Annotated in this window: 10 protein-coding genes; 8 read left to right on the top strand and 2 right to left on the bottom strand. The window is 33.0% G+C overall.

The genetic code is table 4. The annotated features are described in order from the left end of the window. The first annotated feature begins 8 nt into the window (after positions 1-8). The gene (ligA, locus tag ABWU82_RS02790) at positions 9-2024 is read left to right on the top strand and encodes an NAD-dependent DNA ligase LigA (protein ID WP_353289981.1); all 2016 of its coding nucleotides are present in this window, start codon (positions 9-11) and stop codon (positions 2022-2024) included. A 39-nt stretch (positions 2025-2063) separates the two neighbouring features. Further along, positions 2064-2675, top strand: a complete 612-nt coding sequence (locus ABWU82_RS02785; RefSeq protein ID WP_353289980.1) for a hypothetical protein — start codon at positions 2064-2066, stop codon at positions 2673-2675. Positions 2676-2892: 217 nt separating this feature from the next. Here the strand turns inward: ABWU82_RS02785 and ABWU82_RS02780 are convergent, their stop codons facing one another. Beyond that, positions 2893-7155, bottom strand: coding sequence for a DUF4011 domain-containing protein (locus ABWU82_RS02780; protein WP_353289979.1), 4263 nt, complete (start codon positions 7153-7155; stop codon positions 2893-2895). Between the two features lie 181 nt (positions 7156-7336). Beyond that, the gene (locus tag ABWU82_RS02775; protein WP_353289978.1) at positions 7337-8227 is read right to left on the bottom strand and encodes an Abi family protein; all 891 of its coding nucleotides are present in this window, start codon (positions 8225-8227) and stop codon (positions 7337-7339) included. Positions 8228-8398: 171 nt separating this feature from the next. On the opposite strand from ABWU82_RS02775, the gene tsaD reads away from it, so the two are divergent. The 6 genes from tsaD (at position 8399) to ABWU82_RS02745 (ending at position 14464) form a co-directional block, all read left to right on the top strand. Next, positions 8399-9400 carry a tRNA (adenosine(37)-N6)-threonylcarbamoyltransferase complex transferase subunit TsaD gene (gene tsaD, locus ABWU82_RS02770; RefSeq protein WP_353289977.1) on the top strand — a complete coding sequence of 334 codons (1002 nt, stop codon included), beginning with the start codon at positions 8399-8401 and terminating at the stop codon, positions 9398-9400. Then, positions 9372-10508 (top strand): methionine adenosyltransferase, encoded by a 1137-nt coding sequence (gene metK, locus ABWU82_RS02765; RefSeq protein ID WP_353289976.1) that lies wholly within the window; start codon positions 9372-9374, stop codon positions 10506-10508. Before tsaD ends, metK begins: the two co-directional genes overlap by 29 nt. A 62-nt stretch (positions 10509-10570) precedes the next feature. Continuing rightward, positions 10571-11182, top strand: a complete 612-nt coding sequence (locus ABWU82_RS02760) for an FKBP-type peptidyl-prolyl cis-trans isomerase (RefSeq protein WP_353289975.1) — start codon at positions 10571-10573, stop codon at positions 11180-11182. A gap of 216 nt (positions 11183-11398) precedes the next feature. Next, positions 11399-12760 (top strand): asparagine--tRNA ligase, encoded by a 1362-nt coding sequence (gene asnS, locus ABWU82_RS02755; protein ID WP_420017863.1) that lies wholly within the window; start codon positions 11399-11401, stop codon positions 12758-12760. A 12-nt stretch (positions 12761-12772) separates the two neighbouring features. Next, the gene (pgsA, locus tag ABWU82_RS02750) at positions 12773-13450 is read left to right on the top strand and encodes a CDP-diacylglycerol--glycerol-3-phosphate 3-phosphatidyltransferase (protein ID WP_353289973.1); all 678 of its coding nucleotides are present in this window, start codon (positions 12773-12775) and stop codon (positions 13448-13450) included. A gap of 24 nt (positions 13451-13474) precedes the next feature. Continuing rightward, the gene (locus tag ABWU82_RS02745) at positions 13475-14464 is read left to right on the top strand and encodes an amino acid--tRNA ligase-related protein (RefSeq protein WP_353289972.1); all 990 of its coding nucleotides are present in this window, start codon (positions 13475-13477) and stop codon (positions 14462-14464) included. Positions 14465-14468: the final 4 nt, after the last annotated feature.

Here is a 14468-nt window from a genome sequence, read left to right as displayed (position 1 = left end):
GTATGTGTATGACTAAACAAGAAGCGATTATACAAATTGCAGAACTGAAAGCCTCTTTAGAAAAATGAAACTACGAATACTATGTTTTAGACAATCCGTCAGTTTCTGATGCAGTTTATGACAAAGCAATGCAACGCTTAATTTTCTTAGAAAAAGAATTTCCAGAACTAAAAACCCCTGATTCACCAACTGCTAGAGTTGGTGGATACGTGTCTGAAAAATTTATCAAAGTAAAACACTTAAGACCAATGATGTCATTGTCAAATGCCTTTAATGATAATGAATTACTTAAGTTTGATAACGATGTGAAAAATAGTGGTATCACCGAAAAAATCAGTTATGTTGTAGAACCAAAAATCGATGGTTTAAGTATTTCATTAATTTATGAAAACTCTAAATTAGTAAGAGCGGTGACACGGGGTGACGGTGTATATGGTGAAGATGTCACAGTGAACGTTTTAACGATTAAATCGATTCCTTTATATATTCCTGAACAATATAAAGATATGGTTGTGGAAATCCGTGGTGAGGTTTACATGGATAAACAAGATTTTGAAACGTTGAATGCTTCATTAGAAGAAAACCAAAAACCGTTTGCTAATCCAAGAAATGCTGCAGCGGGGACATTAAGAAACTTAGATTCTTCTGTTGCTAAAGAAAGAAACTTAAAAGCATTGTTCTACTACATGCCAGCATACAGAGAAATGGGTTTTGAAACACATTTCGAATCCATTGAATGACTAAGAAAGAATAAATTCCCAACCTCTGACAAGATTGTGCACGTTCACAATATTAATGAAGTTATTACGCAAGTAGAAGAATACACTAAGTTTAGAAATGACTTAGATTACCAAATTGATGGGGTAGTAATTAAAGTTAACGAATACTACACTTATGACGAAATTGGTTACACTTCTAAATTTCCTAAGTGAGCGATTGCTTATAAGTTCCCAGCTGAAATTGGTTTAACTGAAGTAATTAACATTACAGCTGACGTTGGTCGAACTGGAAAAATTACTTATGTAGCAGAAATGAAACCAATTACTTTAGATGGTAGTGTGGTATCTAATGTAACTTTAAATAACTCTGAATACATCAAGATGAAAGACATCAGAGTACATGACTGAGTGTATATTTACAAAGCGGGGGATGTGATTCCTTATTTAGATTATGTGGATCTAAATAAACGTCCAGCTAATTCTGAACCGTTCACACCAATTACACATTGTCCATCTTGCCAAACTGAATTAATTAGAGTGAGTGAAGAAGTGGATCAAAGATGTCCAAATGCTGAATGCCCAAGTCAAATTATTAAGGCCATTGACTACTTCTGTTCAAGAGATTGCATGAACATTCAAGGGATTAGCATCAGTATTATTGAAAAACTTTATAAAGAAAATTTAATTACCTCAATTCCAGATTTATATAAACTTGTTCATAAAAAAGAACAAGTAATCGGATTAGATTTAAAGATTAAAGATAAAAGCTTTACAAACATTGTGACAAATATTGAAAAGTCCAAAGCGAACTCTTTAGAAAAGATGTTAACTGGTTTAGGCATTAGACATTTAGGCAAAACTACTGCGAAAAAAATCTCTATCGTTTTTAAAACTTTAGATGGCTTAATGTCAGCTACAACAGAAGACTTATTAAAGATTGATGATGTTGGTGAAATTTTAGCCAACGAAATCATCCAATTCTTCAACCAAGACAAAAACCAAGCTTTAGTCCAAGAATTAAAAACGTTGGGTTTAAATACAGAATACAGAGTGGATAACAGCGGTTTTGAAGATATCAACATTGTCGACGCTTACAAAAACAAAACCTTTGTGATTACAGGTACATTCTCAATTCCGCGGAACGATATCAAAAATATTTTAGAAAATGTGTACAACGCAAAAGTAGTGAACACCATCTCTAAAAAAGTGGATTATTTATTAACGGGAGAAGCCGGCGGTAGTAAGTTAGAAAAAGCCCAAGCGTTAAATATTCCAACGATTAGTGAAGAATTTTGAAAAAAATAATTTTTTCAGTATCATATAGAAAAAAAGGAACGAATACATATGTCTGCTGAAATCATAAGAGATAGATTAAAAAACAAACAAGAAAGAGTCAACTTCATGAACGCCATGAGTGACGTGTCATGACAAATCGAAGAATTCTTTGCAGTTTATACTGCTAAGAAACAAACAAAATTAAACAGTTTAAGCTGACAAAACCGTTATGTCAGAAAAAGCTTGAAAATGTTGTTAAATATTCAACCTTTAATTGAAAGTGCCAAGGTGACTGTGTTAAATAACCAAAAGGTGATTAACATGATCCAAGAAATTAGTAATTACTCACTATCTGATGAAGCTAATATTTTTGAAGTTACAAATTTATTAGTCAAACACTTCATTTTATTCCCTTACATTTATGTAGATTTAGCAGAAATTAGTGAGTTACTAAAACATCCTAACGAAACGGTCTCAATAGAAGAATTAAAGGCTAAAGTGTTAGCAAAACACTTACCTAAAATCTTAAATTATGGACCAAATGTGTACAAAACTTGACAGTTTGTAAAAAGCAACACCAAGGTCTTAAACGAGTTCGAAAAAGAGTGTGACAAGTCAATGGAACAGTTTATTTTGAACTTCTTAAGTCCTGAAGAGTTAAGAAAGTTTAAATTACACTAAAAAGGCTAAAAAAATTTTTTATCAGGTACTTTATTACAATATAATTTATACGGCATTTAGAGTGCTATTATCACTCTAAATGTTATAGAAATTAGAAATGTTCAAATAGTTTTAAATCTGGAATTTTGCAAAAAATTTCAGATTTTTTTGTTTTAAACAAGAAAAAAACTACCTACAATTTGGAATAATTGTAGTGTAGCTTTTTTTCTTGACTGAATTACTTATTTCAAGGATCTACTTCGTCAAAATCTACGATGATTTTAGGTTTTGACATTGTGACATCATCAATTAAAGAAGCGATGTCAGCTTGAACGTTAGCCTTGTTGTAAGTTCACATGTATTCTTCAATTCTGTTAACCTTGTAGCCTCTATCTTTTAAGAAGTAGTAGTTATCAATGTCTTCTAAATATTCTTTAGTAGTCACATCTCTTGATCATGGTTGCAGAATAAAGGTTGTGATAATTTCTTTATTTTTAGGGTTAATTAAAGCGAAATCAATGACTTTAGAACCAATGTCATAGTTTTGGACTAAATCAATGTCTCTGTCCTTTAGAATGCTTTCTAAATATTGTTGGACATCTGTTCTGAAGGATTCGTTTAACATTGGGGTTGGTGTAATATCTTTGACCATTGCGTTAATGTTATCAGAACCGAATTGGTCACAGTATTGGATGAATGATTTAAAGACAACAGCGTTCTTGTTGTTCAAGTTCACGTTCATGTCTTTACTGTAAAGCGATTTAATGATAATCATTTTTTCTTTAGCTCTGGTAATGGCAACGTTTAATCTGTTGATACCACCATCCATGATTAACGGACCGTAACCGTTTCTTAAGTAGCCATCTTTATTTTTACCGTAAGTGACAGATAAGATAACTAAGTCCCCTTCGTTACCTTGAACGTTTTCTAGGTTAGTAATTACTAAGCGACCATCTTCATATTTTTGGAAGACAGTCCCTAAAGCTGGACCCATTTTAGAAATGGTTTGTTCGATTAATAAACTTTGTTTTACCCCAAAGGTAATAACGATAATCTTGTTGTATAAATTAATGTTTTCTTCTAATTTATCAATTACTAAATCGACTTCTCTTTGGTTTGTACTGTCTTCAGCAATACCGTTAGCGTTAATTACTTCGATACCGCTAGCAGTTGAACCATTTTTTGTTGCAAAGTGTAACTTGTGGTCGTAGATGTAGTCGTTACTGAATTGAATTAAATCTCTATGAGTTGAACGGTAGTGGTTTCTTAAGTTATAAGCAGATCATAAAGATACTTTAGCTCTGTCTAATAATGAGTCCACCACGTCGTTATCGTTTAATTCGTAGTTGTTGTTGTTTGAAATTCTTGATGCAAAGAATGAAGTTGGTTTTAATTGTTTATCATCCCCAGCAACAATTGAGGTTTTACATCTGTAAACTAGTGGATAAGCTCTTTCCACGAACATTTGACTGGCTTCATCAAAGATACCATAGTCAAATAAACCAGATTTTAACGGGAAGATTTGGGCTACTAGTTCTGGTAAAGAAATTCAAATCGGGAAGATGATTGATAATTCTTTGTAATATTCTTGAACGAAGTCTTTAATTGAAGAGTTATTACCACCACGTCTAGCAATTGAGAAGATTTGTTGCATACGTTCTTTTTCTAGTGGGGAAATTCTCACCAATCTGTTTTTTAAGTAGTCAATGAAGCAGTGTTCAATTTGTCTACTTGCATCTTTAGTAGCGTTTAGCACTTGGTCTCTGTCGCGGTTGACTAATTGGTTAAAGTCAGCACCCATTAAACCAGTGTATTTACTCATAACTTCGTTATCGTAGTTAATTAACAACTTGTATTCGTTGTAAATTTTTGAGTTAAAGTTTCTTACAGGATTTAACTTCACTAGGACATCATCGTCGAAGAAAGTAAATTGTTTTACTCCTAAATCAATGATGTAACTGTTTAATAATCAGTCGTTTAAGTAGAAGTGAACTGTATTTTTATCGATGTAGTTAACGTTATCTTTCAACAGTACTGGTAAGTATCTGTATCTAGCTTCAGGGATTTCCATGAATTCTTTAACAGCTTCAATCTTACGCTTTTGAGCATCAGTCATTACCTTAGGCTTTGAGAAGACTGGTTGAAGCTTTAACACCTTACCAGTTGTAAAGAATTTACTTGCAACATAGAACTTGTGTTCTTCTTTAGTTAATTCTAATTTGTTAATGAAGTGCGGTAACTCATCATAGTTTTTAACTAAGAATTCTAAGAATTTGCCTTCTAGTAAATCACTGTATTTCTTAATAAAGTTTTTTAACTGTGTTTGTTGTTGCTTTAATAAGTTTGGAGTGCCTTTTAATAAACGTAAGAAACGTTCATCTTTGTCTAATTTGTATTCTTGCAATAGTTCTTTGAACATTTGCACGTTGTACTTGATTTTAGATTCAGATTGAATTAAGTATTCTAATAAGTTATCAGCTACTTGTAGTTCGGTAATTTTAACCTTTTCTTTTTTTAATCTTTCACTAATGCCTGGTTCATCTAAACCATAAGTTAACAAGAAGTCTTTATATTCGTTGAACTTGTTCATTAACTTATCAACATTTTCAAAGAAGTATCTGTCCATGATACTACCGATGTATTCAATCACCTTTGATTCTTTAGCGTATTGAACAATCTTATCGTCACAACGTGAACGGTACACTAAGTAGTCGCTGAAGTTAGTGCCATTAGAGTCTAACTTGTTGTTTAGTTCGACTAATTGTCAAATGTGCTGTCTTAAGGCTTTGTGACTGTTATCGACATGAGTTCATTTTTCTTGAGTTTCTAAAATGCCTCTTAAGTTGTAGTCTTGCGGTTCAAAACCTTCAAGTCTCATGTTGTTAATCTTGTCACCAAAGTCTGCAATTTTATCGTAGAAGGCTTTTTTGTTATCTAAGTCATAGATAAATAAAGCTAAATCAGATAAGTTTTGTAAACGTTCGTGTAAGACGTCTAAAGCAGCTTTCTTTTCAGATACCACTAAAACTGATTTATTTAAACTGATTACGTTCGCAATGATGCTTGCAATTACTTCAGATTTACCGGTTCCAGGAGGACCGTAAATTAAAGTGTTTTGGCTTAAGGCTGATCTTACAGCGTATTTTTGGTAAATATTTAATGGACGGCCAATTTCTAATAATGGAATGGCATCAATTTCTTCTTGAACAAATTTGATGTCTGAGTATTCTTTATTAGAGACAAACGGATCAATGTCGTTATCTACTAAGTTTTCTAAGTTATCTTTTAAAGCACCACCAGAAGGTTCAAAGATACCTAAAATGGCTGAGTCATATAGGTTTAAGAAAGTTAGTTTACTAAATTCAGACGCTGTGTAATCTCTAAATTCGTGGTTTTCGTATGAAGATTGTACAAAGGTACTTTTGATACCGTTTCTGATAATCTTGATTAATTTTTCTAAGTTGTTGATTTTGGATAAATCAGCAATCACTCAATCTAGGTCATATTCTTTCTTTAATAAAGTTAATAACTTTTCGTTAACTTGGAAACCATTTTTTAAGTGGTACATCTTGTATGGCTCGTTATTTTCTGATTCTAAAGTGACTGGGAAGAAAATTAACGGAGCGTTAATAGAAGTACCTTTTCTAGTGGTTCCGACTAAGAAGTTGTAAGCAACGTAAAGTGAGTGTACACCAGTGTTTTCAACGATAACATCGTTATCTTTGACGATTTTGTTGAATTTCTTTTGTTGACTTTCTGTTTGACTGGCCACTTCATCACGTACTTTAATTTTGTATTTATCAAAGTTACCTGTTAAATCAGCTTGTCTTCTTTCGGTGATAGTGATTTCTTCTTCGTTACAGATTTCCATAAATTCTTCTAAGTTTTGAGCTTTACTTAATCTGTCGATAGTGTCACTAGCACCTAAGTTTTTACTAAAACTTAAAGTTTTGTCATTATCTCTAAAGAATTGCAATAAAGCTTCGTGTTCAAAGTACTTAGATAAATCTACTGTATCTTTAGTGATTTTGGCTTTAATACATAAGTCTCTAGGGTTGGCTGCTGTCATGTTAGCCAATTTTGATTTGATGGCTTTACCGGTTTTTACTTCAAAAGAAAAATCGTTTTCATCAAATAAGCCTTCATCAACAGAAACTTTATAGTTAATGTCGACGTTGCTTAAAGTTTTTTTATTAAATTGTGAAGCAGGAGTTACCACTGGGGGTGTGATTTCTGTTTTCATCGCAGTTAATGCTGCTTCAAAATTATTTTGTTCTCTTTTAATGTCAAAAATAGTTCTCTCTGTTGAAAAAGAAGTAGTTTGAGAACTAGATCCTTGATTTGTTTGAAAGTTAGAAGTGTGCGGTTCAGAAGGTTGTGCTTCATCTGTAGAAACAGATTCAGTTTTGAAACCTTCTAAATCATTGTGAACGCTATTCGCTTGGTTATTTGTTAAACCGTTAGCTTCAGCATCCAAAGTGTTTAGTTTTTCTGTTGACATTTTTAAGTCTCCTAAAATGGGGTCATTGTTTTTAGGTTGTTATTGGAACTAAATCAATAACGGGCTAGATATTTTACTAAGGAAAAATAATTGGGAATAAAATTATTGACTTCAGTAAAACGACCGTTGCAGACAATAAACAATTAAACGTGTCTCTTTAACGGTAGTGGTTAAAACCTAATTATTCAGAGAATGTTGCTCTTATATCTTTAGGGTTTCAACCTAAAAGTTTACCTACACGACTTCTAATAGGTTTTCTGAAACCAGATTTTTTAATTAATTTAGAAATCTCTTTCACTAAAGATTTTTTAGATGAGGAAATTTCGTCTAAAAGTGTACATACGTCATACACGTATACGTACTTTCTTTTAGGGTTTAATGACAATGCATTAATTAAAGTTTCAGACGCATCGTACTTAGATAAAAGTAAGCAGTCGTTATGAGAAATGGTGTTTCTAAGTTTTCTAATGATGTGTCCTAAACTTCTGAAAGAATTAACATCTCAACCAGTTAAGCCTAATGAATCGATTACTTCTCTTTTGATATCATCAGCTGTTGCTTCAAAGAAGGCTAAGGTGTTAAAGAAAGTTCAAGATAAAGCTAAACTCATTAAAGGAATGTTATCCTTGTCTGGGTAGCTAGATAAGAAGTTACATGAGTCCGCATTTTGGTACATGTTTCTTCTGAAATTTTCTTTGTCTTCGTGTGATCTAAATTCTAGTCAATCACAGTGATCGATGTCTAAAACGTATTTTGGACTTAATTTGTAATTAGCTAAAATTGTTGTAATCATCACGGAGTTTAATCTCTGTTCGAAATCAAATAAATACTTTAAAAGAGTGACGCCTAAGGCACCATCAAAATTGACTAATTTCATTAATTGACGGCTAGTTGTTTTGGAAATAAATTTACCGTCAGAATTGTCAATTAAGCAAGAAGCATAGCCTCTTAGCACTCTTGTTTGTCCGTACTGAAAAACGAAGTTACTCAACTTCTTTTTACTTCAAATACGCATTCCTTGTCTTTTTAGAGCTTTGAAGTCGTACGAGATGTTTTTTGGGGTCTTTAACATATTCTCGTCTCCATAAAATTACATAGTATTAATTCTACAAAAATATAGATACATTTATGTAAATATAAAAGTAAAACGATAATATATAATTTTTAAATATAACCACGAAAAAAAATGTGGTAAATTAACTATAATATTTCAATAATTTCAAACAAGAATCGAGAAAAAACTGTGCAAGATAAAATTGTTTTAGGTGTGGAATCTAGTTGTGATGAAACTAGCATGGCCATCATTAAAAATGACGTATTAGTAGCCCACTTCACAACAACTTCTGCTGATGTTCAAAGTAGATACGGTGGGGTTGTACCTGAAGTAGCGAGCAGATACCATATGAAGAACATTCATTACGTGTTTGACCAAGTGTTAAAACAAGCTGGTATTAGTCCGTTTGATATCACTCATATCGCATATACTGCTTGTCCTGGATTACCAGGTTGTTTACACGTAGGTATCACTTTTTCTAAAACTTTAGCCCAAGCTACAGGGGCTAAATTAGTACCAATTAACCATTTATACGGTCACTTATTTTCAGCATACATTGAATCAGGTGAACCAGTCTTTCCAATGTTAGGTTTAGTAGCTTCTGGAGGACATACTTCAATTTACTACGCAAAAAATTACCAAGAAATCGAAGTGTTAAACGAAACTCAAGATGACGCAATTGGCGAAGTGTACGACAAGGTAGCAAGAATTATTGGCTGACCTTACCCAGGTGGCCCAACAATTGATAAAAATTACGATGAAAGCAAAGCTAAAATCCAATTTATGGAAGGTATGCCTGCAACTAATAAATTTAGTTATTCTGGTTTAAAAACTTGTGTAATTAATTACGTGCACAATAAAAAACAACATAACGAGACAATTGACCAAGTGGAAATTGCGAGCTCTTTCCAAAAATATGCAATTGATGACATTATGAAAAAAGTAAAGCACAGTTTAAAATTAAATAATGTTAATTGCATTGCTCTTGGTGGGGGCGTATCTGCCAATAGCTTGTTAAGAAAAAAGATGATGGAATTAGACGTTCAAAAAGTAGACATTCCGTTATTAAAATACACTGGTGACCAAGCAGCGATGATTGCTCACTATGGAAATAAATTAATTGAAGAAATTGAAAGAAACGAAAAATTACAAGGAGTACAAAATGTCGAAAGAAAAAATCTTGTTCACTAGTGAATCAGTAGGTCCTGGCCATCCAGATAAAATTTGTGACCAAATCTCTGACGCAGTCTTAGATGAATGCTTAAAAAAAGACCCAAACAGTAGAGTTGCGTGTGAAGTGTTTGCTTCAAACAGATTAATTGTTATCGGCGGGGAAATTACTACAAGCACTTATGTAGACGTTGTAAAAACCGCTTGAAAAGTTTTAGAACCTTTAGGATATACTGAAGCTGACTTTACTATTATTTCAAACATCAACTCACAATCAAACGATATTAGTCAAGCTGTTTCAAAAGTGAAAAAAGATGATATCGGAGCTGGTGATCAAGGAATTGTTTTCGGTTATGCAACTGATGAAACTCCGGAATTAATGCCTTTACCAATCATGTTAGCTCATGAATTAGTAAGAGAAATGGAAACAGCGAGAAAAGCGAAAGAAGTGTCATGATTAAAATCAGACATGAAATCACAAGTAACCATTGATTACACTGATGAAACTAACCCTCAAATTGACACAATGTTAGCTTCTGTACAACACGCTGAATCTGCAACTAAAGAAGAAATTGACGCTTTTGTAGCGCAAAAAATGGATCAAGTAGCCAACAAGTATCACTTAAACTTAGATTTCAAAAAAATCATTAACCCATCAGGTAGATTCGTAATTGGGGGACCAATCGGTGATACTGGTTTAACTGGTAGAAAAATCATCGTAGATACATATGGTGGTGCAGCTAAACATGGTGGGGGTGCTTTCAGTGGAAAAGACCCAAGTAAAGTTGATAGAAGTGGTAGCTATTTAGCAAGATATATTGCATTAAACGTAGTATCTGCCAAATTAGCTAAACGTTGTGAAATTCAAATTGCATTTGGTATTGGTTTAACTGAACCTATTGCTATTCACATTAACACTTTCAATACATCAGAATACAGTGACAGCCAATTATTAAAAGCTATTAAGAAAACTTTTGATATGAAGATCGGTCACTTCTTACAATATTTAGATTTATACAAACCACACTACCGTGCAACTTCAACATACGGTCACTTTGGTAGAAAAGACGTAAAATTACCTTGAGAAAGAAAAGATAAGGTAAAAGAATTAGTAGCCAATATTAAATAAGAACTCTTATGATATTTTGACTAACTCACTAAATATTTTTATAATATAGGTAGGTAATAAAAATGGGAAAATTATCAAGAAAAAACAAGAGCCAAACACAAGTAATGGAAAGCGCTTCTAACATCAATAAAACAACTGATAGTGTTACTGATGCTCAAGTTATGATGCAAAAGGCTGATTTACAAAGAATTGGAGCAGAGATAGTTAGCATTATTGATAGCTTATCTCTAGATGATTGAAATATGAACGATTTACACGAACACGAATGCTGCCATGGCCACGAACATGAAGAAAAATCATGCTGCCACGGTCACGAAGAAAAAGCTTGCTGCCACGAACATGAAGAAAAATCATGCTGTGGTGGTGAACACGGTAAAGATGGCGCTTGCTGCCACGAACACAAAGAAGAATCTTGCTGTCATGGTCATGAACAAGAAGAACACTCATGCTGCCACGAACACAAAGAAGAATCTTGCTGCCACGGTCACGAACATGAAGAAAAATCATGCTGCCATGACCACGAAGAAAAAGCTTGCTGCCACGAACATGAAGAAAAATCATGCTGTGGTGGTGAACACGGTAAAGACAGCGAATGCTGCCACGAACACAAACATGAAGAAAAATCATGCTGTGGAAATCATGGTAAAGACGGCGAATGCTGCCACAACCATTAATTAATAAAAACACTTTGTTCTAAAATCTAAAATTAGTAAAAAAGAAAAAGCCTGGAGGTAAACCGGGCTTTTTTTATTTATTAAATATGTTTTTCACATATATCAATATATTATCGCTATAATATTTGTTATGTTTTAAAATTAATAATAATGTTTATACAAAATATTAAAGTATAAAACATAAAAACAGAAATTAAAAGAAAAGATAGGATTGATATTATGATCGAAATTAAAGAACTTCTAGAAAAACACGTAGAACTAGAAAACCAAATTGTTGAATTATATGGCTTTGTAAAAACTAACAGATTTAATGGAACTATTGGTTTCATTAACTTGAATGATGGAACAGCCTTCAAAGGTGTCCAAGTTGTTTACAAGAAAAATAATATCAATAATATTGATGAAATTGATTCTGCAAGACCAGGTTCATCTCTTTTGGTTCACGGTACTATTAAATTAACTCCAGAAGCAAAACAACCATTTGAAATTGTTGCTGACAAAATTGAATTATTAAAACAAACTGATGAAGATTACCCACTACAAAATAAGAAACACAGTGTGGAATTCTTAAGAGAAATTGCTCACTTAAGACCAAAAACAAACTTATTTAGTGCAGTTATGAGAGTTCGTTCTGAATTAGCTTACGCAATTCATGAATTCTTCCACGGACAAAACTTTGTGTGAACTGCTTCACCAATCTTAACATCTAACGATGGCGAAGGTGCTGGTGAAACTTTCATCGTAACAACTGATGATAAAGAATCATTCTTTGGTAAAACTGCTAACTTATCAGTTACAGGACAATTACAAGCTGAAGCTTACGCACAAGCATACAAAAAAGTTTACACATTCGGCCCAACATTTAGAGCTGAAAAATCACATACAGCAAGACATGCTGCTGAATTCTGAATGGTAGAACCAGAAGTAGCCTTTTGTGATTTAGACGGCATCATGGGCATTGCTGAAGCAATGTTAAAACACGTTATTGCTCACTACAAGAAAACATGTCAAGCTGAAATTAAATTCTTCAACGAATTTGTTGATGGTTCAGTCGAAGACAGAATTGAAGAATTATTAACAAAAGATTTCTCAAAATTATCATATGCTGATGGTATTGAAATCTTAAAGAAAGCTGTTGCTGAAGGTCATGTCTTTGAAGATAACAACATCTACTTCGGTATGGACTTAGGCTCAGAACACGAACGTTACATTTGTGAACAAATTGTTAAAGGTCCAGTATTCTTATACAACTACCCTAAAGCAATTAAAGCCTTCTACATGAAACAAAACGATGATGGCATCACTGTAAGAGCTAGTGACTTATTAGTTCCTGGTATTGGGGAATTAATCGGTGGTTCTCAACGGGAAGATAGTTACGAAAAATTAATGAACCGTTGCAACGAATTAAACATGAATATCGCACCACTTCAATGATACTTAGACTTAAGAAGATACGGATACTACATGTCAAGTGGTTTCGGTTTAGGTTTCGAACGTCTAATCATGTACTTAACTGGTGTAAACAACATTCGTGACGTAATTCCGTTCCCAAGAACTCACGGTTTATTAGACTTCTAATAATTACAAAAAATGAAAAAATTTAAACTTGAAAAAAAACAGATTCCAAACATCTTAACGATTTTTAGAATCTTATTAGTTCCTGTTATCATCGTGTTAATGTTGGTCCAATTTGGTCCAACCATTTATACATTTGACATAAGTCACGACCACAACTCGTTATTTGCCCCTCACGTAACAATTAATTTAAATATCCTTTTAAGCGCTATTTTCTTTATTATTGCTAGCTTAACCGACGCAGTCGATGGTTATGTAGCTAGAAAAATGCATTGAGTTTCGGATTTTGGTAAATTTTGAGATCCGTTAGCTGACAAGATTTTGACTAACTCAGTATTATTCTGTTTAGCCAGTCCGCAATTAAACATTGTGCCTATTTGAATCCCCATTATTCTATTAATCAGAGATATTATTGTCGACGGTACTAGAATGATGTCTGCTAAACAAAATTTAGTGGTGCCAGCCAACTGATGAGGCAAAGTCAAAACAATTAATATTATGGTCGCAATTATCGTAGCCTTCTTTATTGGCAATAACTACGGTAATGTTACAACAGCTTACTATTGAGCTGCACAAAATATCTTGATGTACACATCTGCTGCATTGTCAGTTATTTCAGGAATTATCTACTATACAAAATTTATAAAAATTTACAACAAGAGTAAACAACAATTGCAAGAGGCAAATAAATAGTTTACCTAACCAAAAGGTGTTAATATGTACAAATCAAAATTAAATGTGTCTGAAACACAACAAGCCATTCAAGCTTTGAAGGATTCATTCTCATTAGTAATGAACCACCAATTAAACTTAATCAAAGTTCCTGGTCCTTTATTCATTAACTGTTCAGACAACCTAAATGATCGTTTATCAGACAACGTTGATGGTGTAAAATTCCAACCTAGTTCTGTTAAAGAAGAACAAGAAATTGTTCAATCATTAGCTAAATGAAAAAGAGTAGCTTTAAAAAAATACGGTTATCCTTTACATTCAGGGATTTCAGTAGACATGAGAGCTATTAGACGTACAGAAGAAGTTGACGCAATCCACTCATTATTAGTTGATCAATGAGATTGAGAATACATCATTGATGAAAAAGATTACAACACAGATATGATCAAAAAAGTTGTAAATAAAATCTTCTACGCAATGAAATCTACAGAAGATTACATCAACATTTCTTACAGAGAATTAGAAGAAAAATTACCAACAGAAGTGTTCTACATCACTTCTAAAGAACTTTACGACATGTACCCAGGCAAATCTGCTAAAGAAAGAGAATACTTAATCACAAAAGAACACAAATGTGTCTTTATTCTTCAAATTGGCGGCAAAATTGAAGGTACTGCAAACGAAGTTCATGACTACAGAGCGAAAGATTACGATAATTTAATGCTAAATGGTGATTTATTGGTTTACCATAAAGTTAATGACATTGCTTTAGAGTTAATGTCAATGGGCATTAGAGTTGATAGTAAAGCTCTAATTGAACAAAAAGAATTAGATGTTAGCAAAATTGATACTTTCTCTGATTACTACCAAATGATTATTAGAAACGAACTACCATTAACTATTGGTGGTGGCGTTGGACAAAGTCGTTTAGCTATGTACTTATTAGAAAAAGCACATATCGGAGAAGTTCAAGTAAGTTCTTGAGATGCAGACTACGTTGCAAAACTAGAACAAGAAAACATCCACTTGTTATAAGAAA

It is taken from the genome of Ureaplasma ceti (assembly GCF_040369755.1).
GTDB lineage: Bacteria > Bacillota_I > Bacilli_A > Mycoplasmatales > Mycoplasmoidaceae > Ureaplasma > Ureaplasma ceti.
This window is presented reverse-complemented; position numbering and strand designations above follow the sequence as displayed.